Genomic DNA, 18,981 nt, shown 5'->3' with positions numbered 1-18,981 from the left:
TCCAACAACCGTCACAGACAGCAGGTAGGAAATCGCCATGAGTGACACCGCGGACGCTCTCCCGCAGCAGGCCGTCCCCACCCCGAGCGGAGCGGGTGCGTCACCGGTGACCGTCGACGTCACCGCCACGAGGGTCCTCAGCTACGCCCTCGCACACAACCAGGTGCCCGTGGTGTCCCGGGTCGCGGTCTGCAACGCCGGAGCTCCTGTGTCCGGGGCGACCATCCGCCTCTCGGTGCGCGATGCCGAGGGGCCGATCGGCAGCCCCGTGCAGCTCCATGCGGACCTGGGTGAGTCGGCCACCACCGTGCTGACCGACGTACCGCTCCGCCTCGACCCCTCAGCGATGCTGCAGATCGAGGAGCAGCGGCCGGGGACCATCGAGGTGGAGGTGGTGCACGGGGACCACCCGCTCGCACGGCAGGCGGTTCCCGTCCAGCTGCTGGCCGCCCAGCAGTGGCTGGCCACGCCGCCGTCGCTGGCCCTGGAGATGCTCGGGGCGCACGTGCTGCCCAACCACCCGTCGATCACGACGCTGGTCGGCGAGGCCGCGGACCTGCTCCAGGAGCGCACCGGCAGCCCCTCCGTCCAGGGCTACCAGTCGGGTCCCGAGCGGGTCGACCAGATCGTGGCGGCACTGACCGAGGCCATGTACCGGCGGGGCATCCGCTACAGCGAGCCGCCGGCGAGCTGGGCCGACACCGGGCAGAAGGTGCGTACGCCCGGCGATGTCCTCGACGGGCGTATCGGCACGTGTCTGGACACGGTCGTCGTCCTCGCCGCGGCACTCGAGCAGGCCGGCATCCGGCCGATGCTCTGGATCGTCGAGGGCCACGCCTTCCTGGGCTACTGGCGGGAGGAGCGACCGGTCGACAGCGCGGCCACCACCGACGTCGCGCCGCTGGTGAACCTCGTCGACCTCGGCCTCGTCCGCCTGATCGAGACCACGCTGTTGACCGAGCGCGGCGACGGCGCGGCCCTTCCGGATCTCCACCGTCCGGCCTACGCCTCGTGGCTGACCGGGGACCTGGACCGCGTCCTGGGGGTCGTCGACGTCCACCGGGCCCGGCAGGACCACATCCTGCCCCTGCCCGCCCGGACCAGGAACGCCGACGGCACGGTCCAGGTCGTGGAGTACCGGCCGGCCGTGCACAGCGCACCGGCCCGGCCCGTGCCGGCGGAGCCGACCGGAACCCCGGCGACCGGCCGGGTGGAGGTCCCGGCGCGCGTCCAGCAGTGGAAGAACGCGCTGCTCGACCTGAGCCTGCGGAACCGCCTGATCAACTACACGGACCGAGCCGGACTGGCGCTGACCGTTCCGGACGACTCGCTGGCTGAGCTCGAGGACATGGTCAACCTGGGCACCGCCATCACGCTGCTGCCCTCCGACCAGATCGCCGAGGTGCAGCGGGCGCGGGGGCTCCGGTCGGCTCGCGAGCTCCCCCAGGACCAGCTCGCCGAGATCCTGCACCAGCGCCGGGCGGTGTTCGCCGACGTCACCGAGGCCGCGTACCTGACCAGGTTCCGCAACCTCGCCTACAAGGCCAAGACCGTGGTCGAGGAGACCGGCGCGAACAACCTCTACCTGGCTCTGGGCAGCCTCGCGTGGGAGCTGGACGGCCGGCCGCTGCGCTCGCCGCTGGTGCTGGTGCCCGTGAACCTCAGCCCGATGGCCCGCAACAGTGCCTACCGCCTGACGCTGGACGAGGCGGGTACGAGCACGCCGAACTACTGCCTGCTGGAGAAGCTGCGGCAGGTCCACGGACTGTCCGTGCCGGGACTGGCGGAGCCGGCGGAGGACGGCGCGGGCATCGACCTGGACGGCGCGTTCGAGGCGATGCGTGTGGCTCTCGCCGAGCGCGGCCTCCCCTACCGGGTCGAGCCGACGGCGGACCTCGCCATCCTGCAGTTCGCCAAGTTCCGGCTCTGGAAGGACCTCGACGAGCACTGGGCGGACTTCACGAGCAACTCGCTGGTCGCCCACCTGGTGCACGCCCCCACCGAGCCCTACGTCGACCCGGTCACCACCGGTGCTGAGAACGCCGACCTCGACGACCTGGGCGCGCGCTGCCCTGTGCCGGGTGACGCGTCGCAGCTGCGGGCCGTCGCCGAGGCCGCGGCCGGGCGCACCTTCGTCCTCGAGGGGCCGCCCGGTACCGGCAAGTCGCAGACCATCACGAACCTCCTCACCCGCGCGGTCGCCGACGGCAAGCGCGTCCTCTTCGTCGCGGAGAAGCGCGCGGCACTCGACGTCGTCGCCCGGCGGCTCGAGGCGGTCGGCATGGGCCCGTTCGCCCTCGACCTGCACGACAAGGGCAGCAAGCCGGCTGTCGTCCGGGCCCAGATCCGGCAGGCACTCGATCACGCGGTCGACGTCGACACCCAGGGGCTGTCCACGGACCGCGAGGACCTGCGGTCATCGCGGCGCAGCCTCGGCCGCTACGCGCAGCGGCTGCACGAGGAGAACGGGGGCGGCCTGTCGCTGTACACGGCGCGGACCGCGCTCCTGACGGCGGGAACCGAGATCCCGGCCCTGCCGGTGCCGACCTCCTTCGTGGCCGCCACCACGGTCGAGGCCACCTCGACGCTACGAGAGCTGCTCGCCGGACTGCCGGACGTCGCGGACCAGACCCGCCCTCGGCCAGGACACCCCTGGGCGTTCGTCGACACCAGTGCAGTCGACGTCTTCGCCGTGCAGCAGGCCGCCCGGACCGTGGACGACGCTGTCGCCGGCCTGCCCTCGCACGGCCCACTGGCCGCCACGTTGCGGGCAGTGCGGACCTCGCGCGACCTCGACGCCCTCGCCCAACTGCTGGGTGGACCCGCGGTCGGTCTCGACGTCCTGGACGAGACGCGGTCGTCGCGGTGGAACCAGGCAACGGGCGCGGTCGCAGGAGAGGTCGCCGCTTTCGTGGCCGCGGCGCATCCCGGGCTCGATGTGGCCACCCCCGCTGCCCTGGACCTCCCCTTGGCCGACATCCACGCCGCGGCCACCGCAGCCGCGGCGTCGAGCTGGTTCGGTCGCAAGAAGCGGCTCATCGCCGTCCGTGACCAGCTGGCCCCTGCGCTCCGGCCGGATGCCGTCGTGGAACCGAAGGCAGTTCCCGCGCTGGCTGCCGCTCTCCTGCAGGTGCAGACCGCCGTCCGAGGGCTGGCAGAGCGTGCCGGTGTGGTCCCCGGGCTCGCGGTGCCACCGGCGTGGAACCCGCTCACCGACGCCGGCCGACGTGTGCTCGACCGTCAGGTGGAGTGGCTGCGCCGTGCCGGCGCGGCGGTGGAGTCCGAGGAGGGCTTCCCCGGTGCACTGAGGGCACTGCTGGCCTCCGGTCCGGTCGCCGACCCTGCGGCCGCCGCTGCGATCGGCCGAGCCCGGGACGCGTTCGCCGGGCTGCTCGCCGCCTGTCACACCGAGGAGGAGCGCCTGGGCTCCTGGGCCGGCGATGAGGGCCTGCTCACCCGATGGGCCGTCACCCAGCGGGAGCGTGCCGTGGAACAGCCCGGCCTCCCGTCACTGCAGCGCTGGGTCGACTTCCTCGCGGCCGTGGAGCCGCTGCGCTCGGCCGGCCTGACCGAGGCCCGTGACGCGCTCGTGGCCGGTGCGCTTCCGGCGGACGACGCCGTGCGCGCCTTCGACAGGGGGCTGGCGGAGACCTCGGTGGAGGAGCGCCGTCTGGCCACGGGCCTCGACGCCTTCGACCCGGCGACGCACGAGCGTGCCATCCGCCGGTTCACCGCCGCGTCCCGTGCGGTGCGCGAGCACCTCCGGTCGGCAGTCCCCGCAGAGGTGCTCGACAGCCGTCCGTTCGACGCGACCAAGAGCTTGGGGCGGGTCGGTGCGCTGCAGCGGGAACTCGCCAAGCAACGGCGCGGTCTGGGCGTGCGTGCGCTGTTGACCACCTACGGCGACCTGATCACCGCGGTGATGCCCTGCGTGCTGGTCAGCCCGGACTCCGTGTCCCGGTTCTTCCCGGCCTCCGCGGGCCAGTTCGACGTGGTGGTCTTCGACGAGGCGTCGCAGATCCGGGTCGCGGACGCGATCGGTGCGCTCGGCCGTGCCGAGGCTGCGGTCGTCGTGGGCGACAGCAAGCAGATGCCGCCGACGACCTTCGCCGAGGCGGGGTCGGGGAGCGCTGACGACGACGTCACCGAGGAGGGACCGGAACCCGTCGTCGAGGACGAGGAGAGCATCCTCAGCGAGTGCGTCCAGGCACGTGTGCCGCGCCAGTGGCTCTCGTGGCACTACCGGAGCCAGGACGAGTCGCTCATCGCGTTCAGCAACCGTCAGTACTACGAGAACCGGCTGTCGTCCTTCCCCGCACCGGTGCACGGGCGGGCATCCGCGGGGCCGGACGGTCGCGGGGTCGCACTGGTGCGCGTGGACGGCCAGTTCCACCGGTCCGGTCGCGGCAAGCTGCTGCGCACCAACCCGGTCGAGGCCGAGGCGGTCGTCACGGAGATCCGCCGTCGGTTCGCCGCTTCGCCCGACGAGGTCCCGTCCCTCGGGGTGGTGACCTTCAACCAGCAGCAACGGGCCCACATCGAGGCGCTGCTGCGTGACACGGGCGACGAGCGGCTCATCGAGGCGCTCGAGCGCACGGACGGCGAGGGCCTGTTCGTCAAGAACCTGGAGAACGTCCAGGGTGACGAACGCGATGTCATCCTGTTCTCGACGGGGTTCAGCGTGAACGAACGAGGCGTCCTGCCGCTGAACTTCGGGCCGCTCAACCGTGCCGGGGGTGAGCGCCGGCTCAATGTCGCGGTCACCCGTGCGCGGCGCCAGGTGGTCGTGTTCTCGAGCTTCGACCCCGCGCAGCTCCGGGCGGAGGAGACGTCGTCCGTCGGGATCAAGCACCTGCGCGCCTACCTGGACCTGGCGGCGCAGGGCACCGACGCGCTCCCCCAGAACGGTCGAGCGTCGTCGGTGCCCGACCGTCACCGGGACGAGATCGCGGCGGCGCTGCGGGAGCGGGGCCTGGTGGTCCGGAGCGACGTCGGGCTGTCCGACTTCAAGGTCGACCTGGCGCTCGCCAACCCCGACGCTCCCGAACAGCCGGTGGTCGCGGTGCTGCTGGACGGGCCGGCGTGGGCCGACCGCGGCACGGTCGGGGACCGGGACGGGCTCCCGGTCGATGTCCTCAAGGGGATGCTGAACTGGCCCGCGGTCGAGCGGGTGTGGCTGCCGTCGTGGCTGAGCGACCGTGACGCTGTGCTGGACCGACTGGTGGCCGCGGTCGACACCCGTCCGGAGCCGGCGCCCGAGGCGGCTCAGCGCCCGTCGGGACCGCCTTCCCCGTCGGGCTCCGTGCCGAAGGCGGCGGAGTCCGCCCCGGTTCACCCCGTCCCGTCCGCTCCGAAGAAGACCGGCGAACAGCCCGCGACGCTCGATGGCGAGACGGCGTTCGTCCCTTGGGAGCCGGGTCGGGTCGGGGACCGCAGCGTGCTGGACCAGTTGGCCGTCCCTCGGGCGGCAGAGGTCGTGCGGACGACGCTGCTGGCGGGAGCACGCGCTGAGGGGCCGATCCACCTGGACCGGCTCACGCGGCTGACCGCGGCGGCGTTCGGTCTCGGGCGGGTGGCCCAGGCGCGGAAGGACGCCATCGCCAGGCTCATCCCCGCCTCACTGCGGGTCGGGGACTTCGTGTGGCCGGAGGCCGGCAAGGCGTCGACCTGGCCGGGCTTCCGTCGACAGGCCTCGAGCAGTGACCGGCCGCTGGAGCACATCGCTCCCGAGGAGATCGGCAACGCGATGGTGGCGTTGTGCCGTGCCGCTGCAGGCATGTCCGAGGACGAACTGTTCGCCCAGGCCTTGGAGGTCTTCGGCTACCGCCGCCGCACTCCTGCGCAGGTCGGTGTGCTCGAGGCAGCGCTGGCCCGCGCAGTGACGACGGGCCGGCTTGCTCGGCGGGCCGACCACCTGGTCCTTAGCGCCGAAGGCTGAGCGGATCGACGGCGGTCTACTCGACGAGCTGCTCCGGTGACCGCTCGTCCGAGCACGGCAGTGGGGCACTGCTTGATCGCTGTGCTCGACGAGACAGGGACCTGAGGCTGAGGCGTCCCACCACGACCTCGCCGGCGACGCCATGTCGCCCCCCTCATGACGCCCGCACGAACGAGGAGTCGCTGTGCCATACCGCCTGCCGAAGTCTCTGAGGGATCCAAACGACACGAACACAGCGGTCAGCTACCTGCGCACCTACTACGGCCTCTGCGGCAGCCAGCGATACACCGGCTCCTATTTCGACGACTGGGAGACGACAGACCCGTACCGGTTCGCAGCCGATGACCTCGTGGCAGTGAGCTTCCTGTCGGTCTACGTCCCGTCGATGGCTGCTCGTGAGTTGCTGTTGGATCCGGCGGATCGCTTCGAGTCCCTCCTGAGGGACATCGGGCCGGACCACGACCTCGCTGAGGTCGACAGCACCATCAACGAGCAGTGGCCGGCCTGGCGCCTGTATTCAGCCCTACGCCGCCTTCCCGGCATCGGGCCGACCATCGCGAGCAAGCTGTGCGCACGGAAGCGCCCACGACTCGTCCCGATCTACGACTCGGTCGTTGCCCGTGTCACCGACTGCCACAAGCGCCAGTGGGAGCCACTGCGGCTCGAACTCCGGGAACACGGTCTAGAGGACCGACTGATCGCCCTGCGCCAGGTGGCGGAAGTTCCGGCGTCCGTGTCGCTGCTCCGGGTCTATGACGTGGTGGCGTGGATGGAAGGCAAGGACGAACCAGGGTCGGTCACGCAGGAAGAGGAGCGTGGCTCTCTTACGGCCGACCCACCTCATGAAGACTTCAGCGCCTTGGACGACGAAGACGGGAGGAACCCGAGCGGCACGTCAGGCAATGACGCCGACTAACAGGCACGAGCCCGCTCGGCGAGCGCCTCGGTCAGCGAGCGGTGGCGCGCGAGGTCCTCTCGCGACTCCTTCTGGATGAGGTAGCGGCGGCGGGCCAGGCGGACACCCACACTCGTCACCGGACGGAGGATCACGACCCCAGTGGCCGTCTCGACGGCCAGTCCGGCGGCGTGTGCAGCCACGAGTGTGACGCCCTCCTCAGCGAGGATGGACTTCACCTCCTCGACGGAGGCGCCGCCACGGTGGGCCTTGAGGGCGCGGAGAGCCGCGATGCTGAGGCCGGTGACCGGGATCCACTCGCGTACGAGGCTTCCTGCGTCGAGGGACCCGGCCGCCTGCTGCAGCGTCGCGGTCAGGTCGGCGTTCTGGACCCCCGCGTCGATGACGTCCATCCCTCGCGCAGCCGCTGCCTCCGCGACCTCGCTGGTCGCGATGACGTGCTCGATGTCGGGATACCTGTCGACGTGCTCCGCCAGGTAGTCGACGGATCCAGTGGCCTTCATCTGCACGACGCCGACGACCTCGTCGTCCTGGAGCAGTTCGGCGTCCCACCCCGGCTGGTTGAGCTTCTCGGCGAGCTCGAGACCGTCAGCACCCTCCGGCAGATCCAGCAGCCCGGCTTCGGCCCGGTGCTCCACGACGTCCTCGAACAACGTCCCCTTGACACCGTTCACGAATCCGCCAGCCGAGGCGCTGTCCACGGGAGCGAGGAGGAAGCCCAGCGCCCGGGGGTTCCAGTTCTCTGCCCATCCGAGCCGCTCCAGCGCCTCGACGACCTCCGGTGGCCACTCGTCCTCAGCCGCGGCGAGGTAGCCGTCGACCGCCAGTCCGGCCGTTGTCCACGTCTCCGGCGGGATCCTCCGTAGGTCAGCCACCCTGCGGCTGACGACGTCCCAGGGAAGCGCCGTCGCCCCCAGGCGCCCCAGTCGCTCCTTCAGTGCCTCCAGCCGCTCGGCCAGCGGGGTCACTCGGCGCCCTCGAGGACGGCGACGCGCGCGCGGAGGTCCTCGATCAGGCCCTGCTGGAGCGTGAGCACCTCGAGCATCTGCTCGACGAGAGCGCGCTGCTCCTCCCACAGCTTGGCCTGCGTGGCGATCTCGTGTGCCTGCTCGCCGACATGGGCGGCGACCTTGAGCCCCTCGGACGTGACCTTCTTGCCCTGCTCGAAGACGGGTGCGAGCTTCCTGCCGACCTCCGTGTCCGCGACCCGCTCCCCCGCTGTGACAGCGACGCTCTTCAGCCTCCCCAGGAAGCCGAAGCCCTCGCTCGTCTGCACCTCGGTGACCACACCACTCCCCTGTCGTGAATCCTCGCCTTCCGAGGACATCGACGAGTGACCCGGCACATGAAGCCGACACACGCGTGGTCATCCGTTCGGGAGGGGCCGTGATCGACCTCAGCAGTTGAGGTAGCGCACCGAGTTCTCCACGCCCATGGCGAGGTAACGCGTCACATCGGTTCCAAGGACGCTTTCCGCGAGGTCGTCGCGAACTGACGACGGCAACTCAAGAAGCTCCATCGCGGCTCGCCGGCAGCATCGGTGTGGCTGCGGTCTCCCTGCTGCGCGCTTCTTCCCGAGTGGCGCTATCAGCTCGAAGTCGCGTTCCGGTTACGGTCCGTCCGTGGCAGACCTGACGCCTGGCGTCTACGAACACCTGCTGACCGAGAGTCTGAGCGGCCAGCTGACCGGCGCGGACCCTGCTCTGGTCTCCCTCGGCGAGCTGGATCCTGTCGAGGCCCACGAGACGTTGACCCGGCACATCGCCGAACTGGCGTCCCGCGCTCTACGCAGTGCTGGTGGCAGCGACCGGGCAGCGGTCGGCCGCCAGGTGCAGCTCGCGAACGACATGGTCAAGGCGATCACCGCGCTAGCTCCCGAGGCGGCCGCTCCAGAGGACGTCGTCGTCGAGCCACCGCGCACGCTGCTCGCCGTCGCCCAGCCTTCCCCGACGCCCGGCCCCGCGACCTTTCCTGAGCGGCCGGCCGTGCCGCTGTCCACCAGCGCACTCCTTGTCAACGGCCGCGGCCAGCCGCGCATCGGCTTCGAGGTCGCCCGCGAGCTCGCCTCCGCAGATTCCGTCGACCTGCTGTGCGCCTTCATCAAGTGGCAGGGCCTGCGGGTCATCGAGAAGCAGCTCACCGAGCTGCGCGAGCGGGGCGGCCGGCTGCGCGTCATCACCACCACGTACATGGGCGCGACCGACCAGCGGGCCCTCGACCGCCTGGTCGAGCTGGGCGCCGAGGTGAAGATCTCCTATGAGACGCGGACCACGCGGCTGCACGCCAAGGCCTGGCTGTTTCGCCGTGCCACCGGCCTGTCGACGGCGTACGTCGGCTCGTCGAACCTCTCCCGCACCGCTCTGACCGACGGGCTCGAGTGGAACGTGCGGCTGTCCAACGTCGAGCAGGCGCACCTGCTGACCACGTTCGCGGAGACCTTCGACAGCTACTGGCTCGACCCGTCGTTCGAGACGTACGAGCCGCACCGCGACGGCGACCGGCTCCGCGAGGCACTGGCCGCGGAGCGCGGTGGCCCGTCCGATCTGCCGATCGAGATCACTACGCTCGACGTCCGACCCTTCGGCTATCAGCGCGAGATCCTCGAGGCGCTCGACGCCGAGCGGACCGTCCACAACCGGTGGCGCAACCTCGTAGTGATGGCGACCGGCACGGGCAAGACGGTCGTCTCCGCGCTGGACTACCGGCGCCTGCGCGAGAGCGGAATGGTCGACCGACTCCTGTTCGTCGCCCACCGCGAAGAGCTGCTGACCCAGAGCCTGTCCACGTTCCGGCACGTGCTGCGGCAAGGCGACTTTGGGGAGCTGCTCGTCGGCGGCCAGCGGCCCCGCGAATGGCGGCATGTGTTCGGGTCCGTGCAGTCGCTCAACCAGCTCGACCTCGACGAGCTCGACCCCACGCACTTCGACGTCGTCATCGTCGACGAGTTCCATCACGCCGAGGCGGCCACGTACCGGCGGCTGCTCGAGCACCTGAAGCCCACGATCCTGCTCGGACTGACGGCGACGCCCGAACGGGCCGACGGCGCCGACGTGCGCACCTGGTTCGACGGACGCACCGCCGTCGAGTTGCGGCTGTGGGAGGCCCTCGAGCAGAACCTCCTCGCACCGTTCCAGTACTTCGGCATCCACGACGACGTCGCACTGGACCAGCTGCGGTGGAAGCGCGGCCGCGGATATGACACCACTGAGCTGACCAACGTCTACACCGGCGACGACCACCGCGTCCGACTGGTCCTGCAGGCGGTGAAGGACAAGGTCGAGGACCCCGGCCGGATGCGAGCCCTTGGGTTCTGCGTCAGCGTGCAGCACGCGCAGTACATGGCCGACCGGTTCACCCGGGCCGGCATCCCGAGCCGCGCGGTGACGTCGACGTCGAGCCGTGAGGAGCGCGCCGCAGCGCTGGCGGCGCTGCGCGACCGGACTGTCAACGTCCTCTTCACCGTCGACCTGTTCAACGAGGGCCTCGACATCCCGACCGTCGACACCGTGCTGTTCCTCCGGCCCACGGAGAGCGCGACGGTCTTTCTCCAGCAGCTGGGTCGCGGCCTGCGCCTGGCCGAAGACAAGGCCTGCCTGACCGTCCTCGACTTCATCGGTGCGCAGCACAAGGAGTTCCGCTTCGACCTGCGTTTCCGCGCGCTGACCGGTAGCTCACGGCGAGGGCTGGAGCGCGATGTGAAGCAGGGCTTTCCCACTCTGCCGGCGGGCTGCCACATCGAGCTCGATCGCGTGGCGCAGCGGATCGTCCTAGACAACATCAAGCAGTCGCTGAGCGTGTCGTGGAAGGGACTGGTCAGCGAGGCGAAGCGGGAGAAGTCGCCGTCGCTGGCTGACTTCCTCGAGGAGACGGGCGTCGAACTCGAGGACCTCTACCGCGGCAACGGTCGCAGCTGGCTGGACCTGCAGCGCGCCGCCGGCTGGGTCGAGGACACTCCCGGCCCGGACGACGCCGCGCTCGGTGGGGCGCTCGGCCGCATGCTGCACGTCGACGACCTCGAGCGATTGCGGTTCTTCCAGTCGACCACGCGGCCGGACGCCGCCCAGGCCAGCGCGCGACTGCGGCGGCTGGCCGCGATGCTGCACTTCTCGCTGTTCGGCTCGCGGACGCCGTTCAGCAGCATCGAGACCTCGCTCGCTCGACTGCTCGCCAACCGGGGCCGCGCCGATGAACTCGTCGACCTGAGCGACGTCCTGCACGAACGGATCCACCGGGTGGCTCGCCCGCTGAGCGAGGCCGGCGACCGACCGCTGCACCTCCATGCGCGCTACAGCCGCGACGAGGCACTGGCGGCCTTTGGGCTCGAGGACCTCAACGGCACCTGGGGCTCCGGCGTGCGCTGGGTGCCCGGCGATCGCGCGGACGTCTTCTTCGTAACGCTGCAGAAGACGGAGGCGCACTTCTCCCCCACCACGATGTACGCCGACCACGCGATCACGCCGACGCTGTTCCAGTGGGAGTCGCAGAACGCGACGGCCGAGCGGTCGCAGACCGGGCAGCGCTACGTCAACCACCGGGACATGGGCACGTCGGTGCACCTGTTCGTCCGCGAGTCCAAGACCGCGGACGGCACGCTCGGCACGCCGCCCTACCTCTACGCCGGACCAATGTCTTACGTCTCCCACACCGGCGAGCGCCCGATGCGCATCCTCTGGCAGCTAGACCACGCCCTGCCGGCCGACGTCTTCCACGCCGCGAGGGTCGCTTGAAGGCTGAATCGTCCCTGCAGCAAAGCGGACGGCGACCTGTTTCCCACCGCTGCTACGGGGATAACGGGACGTCCTGCTCTCGCTCGTCAGAGGCGGATGAGAGCCTCCAGGCATGAGCGCCGCCGCTTCGCCCTGGAATCGCCGACTCCTCAGTGCGGTCCTGGCACTGGGACTGTTGAGCACCGTCGTCGGCGCCAACTGGCTCGTGTCCACGTTCGGCGTCATCCCCGCCGGGTTCGGCCTGATGGTGCCTGCCGGCACCTACGCGGCCGGCCTTGCTCTGGGGCTTCGAGACGGGCTGGACCGACTCGGCGGGTTCACCTGGGTCCTGCCCACCATCGCCCTGGGCGTCATCCTGTCCGCGCTGCTCGCCAGCCCTGGCATCGCGCTTGCGTCAGCCGCAGCGTTCGCACTCGGGGAGTTAACCGACCTGTTCGTCTGGCGTCGCCTGCGACGGTCTGGCTGGCGCCGAGCGCTCATTGCCTCCAACGCCGTCGGAGCAGTCGTCGACACATGCGTCTTCCTGCCCCTGGCCGGCATCCCTCTGACCATGACCAATGTCGGGGGCCAGGTCCTGGTCAAGGCTGTCTACGTGACGGCGAGCATCCTGGTCGTCGTGGAGATCGCCCGGCGCGCTGTTGCAGTTGCCGGACGTACCGCGGCAGGCGGTGAACAACGGAGCGAGCGACTCGCTCCCAGCGGCTCAGCTCAGACCGAGGGCGCTCCCCGGTAGACCACGCCGGAGTTCGCCGTCTCGCTCACACTGACGCTGTACAGGTCGGGCAGGACATCGATCAGACGCGCCCAGAGCCACTGAGCGAGCAACTCACTCGTCGGGTTGTCCAGCCCGGGCACGTCGTTGAGCACCCTGTGGTCGAGCTCCGCCTCGAGGGGACGGAATGCCTCCTTGATGTCCCCGAAGTCGCGGACCCAGCCAGCAACCGGGTCGACTTCCCCGCGGAGACGGATCTCGACCGTGTAGGTGTGCCCGTGCATGTTGCCGCACTTGTGGCCGGCCGGGACCTTGGGCAGGTAGTGCGCGGCATCGAAGGAGAAGGTGCGCCACAACTCGGTCATGGAATCCTCAGGTATTTGTGGGTCTGCAGGCTCAGGGACCACTGGGGGTTGGTCAGGCAGTAGGCGACCGCTCGGGCGGTGTTCTCCTCGACGCGCTGGTCATCGAGCGGCTGCAGACGGAACGAGCGGAAGTCGAGCGACTCGAAGGTCTCGGGTAGCGCCCCAGGCTGCGGGAAGACCAGTTTCAACTCGTCGCCGCTCGTGACGACCAGGTCTGCGCCTGCCTTGGGGCTGACACAGACCCAGTCGAGCCCCCGGGGAGGGCGCTGCGTGCCGTTGGTCTCCACGGCGATCTCGAAGCCGCGGTCGTGCAGCGCATCGACGGCAGCCTCGTCGAGTTGCAGGAGCGGTTCCCCACCGGTGCAGACGACGAAGGGGCGCCCACCGCCGGGCCACCGTCGGGCGACCGCGTCCGCCAGTGCGTCCGCGCCGACGTACTTGCCCCCACCTTCGCCATCGACGCCGACGAAGTCGGTGTCACAGAACTGGCACACGGCCCGGTGCCTGTCCCGCTCCAGGCCGGTCCACAGGTTGCAGCGGGAGAAGCGGCAGAAGACGGCTGGTCGTCCTGCGTGCGCGCCCTCTCCCTGCAGCGTGTAGAAGATCTCCTTGATGAAGTACGTCTTCATCGGGGCCAGTACGGGGTCGGGTCCACCAGGCCAGCTTCGGCGAAGCCGCGCAGGCGCAGGGTGCAGGAGTCGCACTCGCCGCAGGACCCGCGTTCATCGGCTCGGTAGCAACTGACCGTCATGGAGTAGTCGACACCCAACCGGGTGCCCTCCCGGACGATGTCCGCCTTGGTCATGGTCATCAGGGGTGCGTGCACGGAGATGCGCTGGCGCCCCTCGACCGCGGCGGCGGTGGCCAGGTTGGCCAGACGCTCGAAGGCCTCGATGAACTCAGGCCGGCAGTCCGGGTAGCCGCTGTAGTCGAGGGCGTTGACGCCGATGAAGATGTCCTCGGCGCCCAGCACCTCGGCATAACCCAGGGCACAGGCGAGGAAGACCGTGTTGCGGGCAGGCACGTAGGTCGACGGGATGCCCTCGCCGATGTCGTCGTGCGTCCGGCCGACCGGCACCTCCATCGCGTCGTCTGTCAAGGAACTCCCACCGAAGGCGCTCAGCCCGACGTGGAGCACCTCGTGCCGTTCCACGCCCATCGCGGCTGCGACGGCGCGAGCCGATGCCAGTTCCACCTCGTGCTTCTGCCCGTAGTCGAAGCTCAGCGCACAGGGCTCGAAGCCTCGGTCCCTGGCGATCGCCAGGACCGTGGTCGAGTCGAGTCCCCCACTGAGCAGCACCACCGCCGGCTTGCTCATGCCACCTCCCTTGTCGCGACGACCCTAGGTGGACAGCATGCAGGCCCGTGCAGTTGACACGCCAGCGGCGAGCCAGGCACCCACGGCAACTGCAGGTGGGCTTAGAGTGCCCGCGTGCGGCAACTGTCCGGGACGCGACCCAAGGGACGCCTCGCAATCATCGTGTCCTGCACGGCCACGAAGCGAGCGACTGCCGCCCGTGACGCCATGGTCCGCCACCTGAACGACGGCCCGAACAGGGTGCACGAGTGGGTCGAGCGCCTGGATCGCCAGCCACCGAGTCAGCGCTTTTCTCTCCGTAGCCTGTACGGCGGCCCCATGTGGCAGTCCGCACTAGCCCTCGAGTCGCGAGCTCGGGGTCTCGGCTACACAGTCGATCTGTGGGTCGCGTCAGCGGGCCTCGGCCTGGCCCCCGTGGACAGCAGTGCACCGGCCTATGAGGCCAGCTTCTCGGCCGGCCCGGACCAGGTCGCGCAGGATCGCCACGGCCGCCGCGCCTGGTGGCTCGGGCTTCGGACGAGGACCTTCCTGGGCCGCACCGCGGCCGACCTACGTCTTGTACGTGATGAAGCAGACCAGGTCCTGCTCGCATTGGCACCCAGCTATCTCGAGCCGCTCGGTGAGGAACTCCACGCCCTCGCCGGCGACGAGGGAGTGGCGGTCGTCTCGAGCCATCGACCGACGCAGCAGTCCCCGGTCTCCAGTTACGGACTCCGACAGAGGCTCGGCGGGACACAGGTCACCCTGAACGCCCGTGCCGCTGCCAGGTACCTGGAGTTGGCGGGTGGAAGCCCCATCGGGAGTTCCACCGCGCACCAGCGCTGGGAGGAGTGGGCGGTCGGCAATCGACTGCCGGAGGCGGCACCCCGTCCGCCCTTGACCGACGAGGAGGTGCAGGCCTTCATCCGCGAGTGCCTGAAGGTCCGCCTGACTGCCCGGACGCCTCTGCTGACCGAGTTGCGCCGGTCGGGATCGGCGTGCGAGCAGTCTCGCTTCGCACGTCTGTACCGGGAAGTCCAGGAGGAGCAGTGACAGCTCCCGAGAACGTCCTCCAGCGACGCGCACTCTCCGTGCAGCAACCGTCGGGGACACCCGTCTTCCTCTTCACCGTCACCGCGGCGGAACTGCTCCAGGTCGCGGACATCAGTCGCATCTCGCGCGACGAGGAGGGCCAACTCATCGGCTATCAGCGCCCCGAGGTCCGCCGGCACGTCAACCAGATCGCCGAGTACCTCGACGGCGACTCGGTGCTCTTCCCCCACGCCGTCATCCTCGCGCTGCCCTCGACGGTCAAGTTCCGCCAGAGTCGCGGTCCGGGGACGCATGACGGACTGGCCGCGGCGGGGACGCTCGAGATCCCGCTTCCCAAGCCGGGCGAACCCCGCCCGGGATGGCTCGTGGACGGCCAGCAGCGCGCGCTCGCACTGGCACGGACGAAGCGACAGGACCTCCCTGTTCCGGTCACGGCCTTCATCGCCGACGACATCGAGGTCCAACGGGACCAGTTCCTCCGCGTGAACAACGTGCAGCCACTCCCCCGCGGACTCGTGACCGAACTACTGCCCGAGGTCTGGACCTCGCTCTCACCCAAGATGAGCGCAAAGCGCATCCCCAGCGCGCTCGTCGATCTGCTGAACAGGCAACCGGCCTCTCCGTTCCACGGCCTGATCAAGCGGGCCTCGACGCCTGACTCGGAGAAGAGCCAGGCCGTCGTCACCGACACCGTCCTGGTCAGCGCCATCGAGGAGAGCCTCAACTCCTCCGCCGGCGCCCTGTACCCGTACCGCAACATGGCGACGGCCGAGACCGACATCGACGGGATCTACCGCCTGCTCCTGTGCTACTGGCGCGCGGTTCGCGCGACCTTCCCGGACGCCTGGGGGCTCCCGCCCACCCAGTCCCGGCTCATGCACGGCACCGGCCTGCGCGCGATGGCCCGACTGATGGACCGGGTCATGCTGACGATCGACCCCGCTCACAAGGACGCAGAGCAAGCCGTGCGCCGGGAGCTCGGCAAGGTCGCTCCGTACTGTCGGTGGACCGCAGGAGAGTGGGACGACCTCGGCGTCGCCTGGGACGCCCTCCAGAACATCCAGAGAGACATCCGCATGCTGAGCAACTACCTCGTCCGCCTGTACATCCAGGAGTCTCAGAAGGCACGGGCGTGAGGTTCTACTTCCCTGATAGTCAGGATCAGATCAGTCCCTCCTTCGACTTCGTGTCGGAGGAGTACTCGCCGTACCGCGTACGTCAGAGGGACGATCGCTACGCCCACGAGGTGCTCGACCCGCCTCCGTACGACGGCCTCTTGGTGAGCAAGGCCATCGTCGACGGCGGAACCCGAGGCGCCGGCAAGTACTCGGAGCCCCAGCGCTCACGGCTCTATCGATACGGCGTCCGCGACTTCTTCCGCTTGCCGGCGGACGCCCTGACCCTCGGGGACTGCGGCGCCTTCAACTACGTGAACGAGCCAGAGCCCCCGTACTCGGTGACCGAGGTCGCCGACTTCTATGAGTCGATCGGGTTCGCAGCCGGGGTCTCAGTGGACCACGTGGTCCTGGCATACGACAGGCGACTCAACCTCCAGCACGGCCACGAGGACTGGCAGGAAAGACGCCGGATCTCATTGCGCTACGCGCAGGCGTTCCTCGACGAGTGTCGCAGTCGTGGCGAACCGTTCGTACCCGTCGGGGCCGCTCAGGGATGGGATCCGACGAGCTACGCCGACAGCGTCCGCCAACTGCAGGACATGGGCTACAAGCGCATCGCACTAGGCGGCATGGTGCCCTTGAAGACGCCGGACATCCTGGCCTCACTGACGGCCGTCGACGAGATCAGGAATGCCGACGTCGAACTCCACCTGTTGGGGATCACGCGACTGGAGTCCATGTCCGAGTTCGCCCGGTACGGAGTCACGAGCTTCGACAGCACGGCACCGTTTCGACAGGCGTTCATGGACGACCGCGACAACTACCAGGTCCCGGGCGGTGATCACTACGTCGCGATCCGCGTGCCTCAGGTCGACGCCAACCCGACGGTCAAGCGACGCGTCCTGGCCGGCGAGTTGGACCAGCGCACGCTCGTACGGGCGGAGCGGAGGTGCCTCAAGGTGCTCCGCGCCGTCGGCGAGGACGCCCAGTACACCGACGAGGCCCTCGCAGCGCTGGAGGAGTACGAACGCCTGCTCGGCGTGAAGCGCAGCTACCTCCAGGAGTACCGGCGCACTCTCGGCGAGCGGCCCTGGGAGGAGTGCCCGTGCAGTCTCTGCCGCGAGCATGGCATTCAGATCGCCATCTTCCGCGGAACGGAACGCAACAAGAGCCGCGGGTTCCACAACCTGTCCGTCCTGTGCTCGCAGGTACGCGAGTTGCCACAGAAGACCAAGGAGGCCGTGTGATGGCCGATCGTTACGACCTCCGACTTCCCTGCATCAGGCTGATGCAGGGAGAACGCGCCTTGTACTCGTTCGCCGTCGACGGCAAACGACTCGGGGACTTCGCCGCGGTGGCTCGCGTTGGTCGCGACGAGGACGCGGGACTGCAGGGCTACCAGCGTCCCGAGGTCCTCAAGCACATCCGGGGCATCCAGAGGTACCTGGAGAACCCCGGCGCCCTGCTGCCGAACGCGATCGTCGTCGCGTTCGACGACAGCGTGCGATTCGAGGCGATCGACGCAGAGTCCTCCGATGTCACCTACGCGGCTATGGGGACGCTCGTCATCCCGGTGGACGAGTCGCAGGACGACGGGGACAAGCCCGGCTGGATCGTCGATGGCCAGCAGCGGACCGCTGCGATCCGGGAGTCTGAACTGGACGAGTTCCCGGTGTGCGTCGTCTCCTTCGTCGCCAACGAGGAAGAACAGCGCGCGCAGTTCATCCTCGTCAACAACACCCGTCCGCTGCCCAAGGGCCTCATCCACGAACTCCTGCCGGCCACACAGGACGAACTACCCCTGCCCTTGATGCGTCGCCGTCTGGCCGCCGAGGTCGTCTACCGACTCAACGTGGACGCCGATTCACCGTTCCACGAGATGATCGCCACGCCCACGCAACCCAAGGGGATCATCAAGGACAACGCCGTCCTCCGGATGGTGGAGAACAGCGTCTACAACGGCGCTCTCTATGCCTATCGCTATGCGGACACCGGCGAAGGCAATGTCGGGGCGATGGTCAGTCACCTCAAGACCTTCTGGAAGACCGTGGAGATCACGTTCCCCGACGCGTGGAGGCTGCCACCCCGCAGTTCGAGGCTCACTCATGGGGCCGGCATCGCCGCTCTCGGCTACGTCATGGACCACCTCACCGACGGAGTGCCCCTGGCCGAGGTGGGCCAGGCCAGCAGCGGGCTCGGCAAGTTGACCGACGTCGCCTGGACAACCGGCGAGTGGCAGTTCGCGACGGGTCCTCGCCGATGGAATCAGATCCAGAACACGCCCAACGACATCCGCTTGTTGACCGACCACCTTAGGGCCCAACTTTCGAGGTGATCGATCGCTGGGCTACGGCGACCGGGACACGGACTCGCGGTCACCGTGCCCCATCGCAACGGATGGGACGCAAGTGACCCATCCGAGCGAGTCGTTCGCGAGGGTGTACCTATGAGGCAATCGGCCGGTTACGTTCCTGGACGTACCGCTCTCGGAACGTGGAGGCGACGATGCCTGCGGGGCCACGCGTCGATGTCGCCATGCTCCTCGTCGACTTGACGGCCCCAGGGAGTGTCCGCGTCTCGACCAGTCAAGACGAGTCACTGCACCTAGAGCGATTGCACCCGGCCGACTACCCGGGCGCAAGTCTTGATCAGGTGCGACGTCAGCCTTTGCGCCGCCGCCACACCGAGGCTCACACCGACCATCGGACCGCCAGGCTGATGCTCGGCGACTCTCCCTTCGAGGGCATCGTCCATCCAAGGACTGACTCAGGCTCAAGAATCTCCAACGGCGCCAGCCAATCTCCTCCACAGAATGCGGCGCGGCGTGGCGCGACTCGACGAGACAGGACGAACGG

Annotated in this window: 13 protein-coding genes; 8 read left to right on the top strand and 5 right to left on the bottom strand. The window is 69.3% G+C overall.

Annotated elements, in window-relative coordinates:
* Positions 1-37: 37 nt before the first annotated feature.
* Entirely contained in the window at positions 38-5,938 is a 5,901-nt protein-coding gene (locus ACI8AR_RS08275; protein WP_457050587.1) for a DUF4011 domain-containing protein, read from the top strand.
* Positions 5,939-6,122: 184 nt separating this feature from the next.
* The gene (locus ACI8AR_RS08270) at positions 6,123-6,854 is read left to right on the top strand and encodes a DUF6308 family protein (protein ID WP_457050586.1); all 732 of its coding nucleotides are present in this window, start codon (positions 6,123-6,125) and stop codon (positions 6,852-6,854) included.
* On the opposite strand, the gene ACI8AR_RS08265 is transcribed toward ACI8AR_RS08270, so the two are convergent.
* On the bottom strand, positions 6,851-7,822 hold the full coding sequence (locus ACI8AR_RS08265; protein WP_457050585.1) for a hypothetical protein: 972 nt from the start codon (positions 7,820-7,822) through the stop codon (positions 6,851-6,853). The two genes, ACI8AR_RS08270 and ACI8AR_RS08265, sit on opposite strands and share 4 nt — an antisense overlap.
* Positions 7,819-8,142 (bottom strand): hypothetical protein, encoded by a 324-nt coding sequence (locus tag ACI8AR_RS08260; RefSeq protein WP_457050584.1) that lies wholly within the window; start codon positions 8,140-8,142, stop codon positions 7,819-7,821. Before ACI8AR_RS08260 ends, ACI8AR_RS08265 begins: the two co-directional genes overlap by 4 nt.
* 334 nt (positions 8,143-8,476) lie before the next feature.
* On the opposite strand from ACI8AR_RS08260, the gene ACI8AR_RS08255 reads away from it, so the two are divergent.
* Together ACI8AR_RS08255 and ACI8AR_RS08250 are read left to right on the top strand one after the other, a co-directional pair.
* Complete coding sequence (locus tag ACI8AR_RS08255; protein ID WP_457050583.1) at positions 8,477-11,581, top strand: DUF3427 domain-containing protein; 3,105 nt, start codon at positions 8,477-8,479, stop codon at positions 11,579-11,581.
* A gap of 112 nt (positions 11,582-11,693) precedes the next feature.
* Positions 11,694-12,314 (top strand): VUT family protein, encoded by a 621-nt coding sequence (locus ACI8AR_RS08250; protein ID WP_457050582.1) that lies wholly within the window; start codon positions 11,694-11,696, stop codon positions 12,312-12,314.
* Here ACI8AR_RS08250 and queD read toward each other — a convergent pair.
* From queD to queC, 3 genes are read right to left on the bottom strand one after another with little or no spacing between them, the layout of a single operon-like run.
* On the bottom strand, positions 12,290-12,658 hold the full coding sequence (gene queD / locus ACI8AR_RS08245) for a 6-carboxytetrahydropterin synthase QueD (protein ID WP_457050581.1): 369 nt from the start codon (positions 12,656-12,658) through the stop codon (positions 12,290-12,292). The two genes, ACI8AR_RS08250 and queD, sit on opposite strands and share 25 nt — an antisense overlap.
* Complete coding sequence (queE, locus tag ACI8AR_RS08240; protein ID WP_457050580.1) at positions 12,655-13,287, bottom strand: 7-carboxy-7-deazaguanine synthase; 633 nt, start codon at positions 13,285-13,287, stop codon at positions 12,655-12,657. The genes queD and queE overlap by 4 nt, the downstream gene beginning before the upstream one ends.
* On the bottom strand, positions 13,284-13,976 hold the full coding sequence (queC, locus tag ACI8AR_RS08235; protein ID WP_457050579.1) for a 7-cyano-7-deazaguanine synthase QueC: 693 nt from the start codon (positions 13,974-13,976) through the stop codon (positions 13,284-13,286). The genes queE and queC overlap by 4 nt, the downstream gene beginning before the upstream one ends.
* A gap of 114 nt (positions 13,977-14,090) precedes the next feature.
* Between queC and ACI8AR_RS08230 the strand changes: the two genes are divergently transcribed.
* From ACI8AR_RS08230 to dbpB (ACI8AR_RS08215), 4 genes are read left to right on the top strand one after another with little or no spacing between them, the layout of a single operon-like run.
* Positions 14,091-15,008, top strand: a complete 918-nt coding sequence (locus ACI8AR_RS08230) for a hypothetical protein (protein WP_457050578.1) — start codon at positions 14,091-14,093, stop codon at positions 15,006-15,008.
* On the top strand, positions 15,005-16,144 hold the full coding sequence (dbpB, locus tag ACI8AR_RS08225) for a DGQHR domain-containing protein DpdB (RefSeq protein ID WP_457050577.1): 1,140 nt from the start codon (positions 15,005-15,007) through the stop codon (positions 16,142-16,144). The genes ACI8AR_RS08230 and dbpB (ACI8AR_RS08225) overlap by 4 nt, the downstream gene beginning before the upstream one ends.
* Positions 16,141-17,373: a tRNA-guanine transglycosylase DpdA gene (dpdA, locus tag ACI8AR_RS08220; protein ID WP_457050576.1), complete on the top strand. Its 1,233-nt coding sequence runs from the start codon at positions 16,141-16,143 to the stop codon at positions 17,371-17,373. The genes dbpB (ACI8AR_RS08225) and dpdA overlap by 4 nt, the downstream gene beginning before the upstream one ends.
* Complete coding sequence (gene dbpB, locus ACI8AR_RS08215; protein WP_457050575.1) at positions 17,373-18,461, top strand: DGQHR domain-containing protein DpdB; 1,089 nt, start codon at positions 17,373-17,375, stop codon at positions 18,459-18,461. The genes dpdA and dbpB (ACI8AR_RS08215) overlap by 1 nt, the downstream gene beginning before the upstream one ends.
* The last annotated feature ends 520 nt before the right edge of the window (positions 18,462-18,981 follow it).

This window comes from Geodermatophilus sp. SYSU D01036 (assembly GCF_054050435.1).
This window is presented reverse-complemented; position numbering and strand designations above follow the sequence as displayed.

Excerpts from the sequence above, each read along its gene's own strand:
- ACI8AR_RS08275 (WP_457050587.1), top strand. The coding sequence starts at position 38 with ATGAGTGACACCGCGGACGCTCTCCCGCAGCAGGCCGTCCCCACCCCG.
- ACI8AR_RS08250 (WP_457050582.1), top strand. The coding sequence starts at position 11,694 with ATGAGCGCCGCCGCTTCGCCCTGGAATCGCCGACTCCTCAGTGCGGTC.
- queD (WP_457050581.1), bottom strand. The coding sequence starts at position 12,658 with ATGACCGAGTTGTGGCGCACCTTCTCCTTCGATGCCGCGCACTACCTG.
- queE (WP_457050580.1), bottom strand. The coding sequence starts at position 13,287 with ATGAAGACGTACTTCATCAAGGAGATCTTCTACACGCTGCAGGGAGAG.
- queC (WP_457050579.1), bottom strand. The coding sequence starts at position 13,976 with ATGAGCAAGCCGGCGGTGGTGCTGCTCAGTGGGGGACTCGACTCGACC.
- dbpB (WP_457050575.1), top strand. The coding sequence starts at position 17,373 with ATGGCCGATCGTTACGACCTCCGACTTCCCTGCATCAGGCTGATGCAG.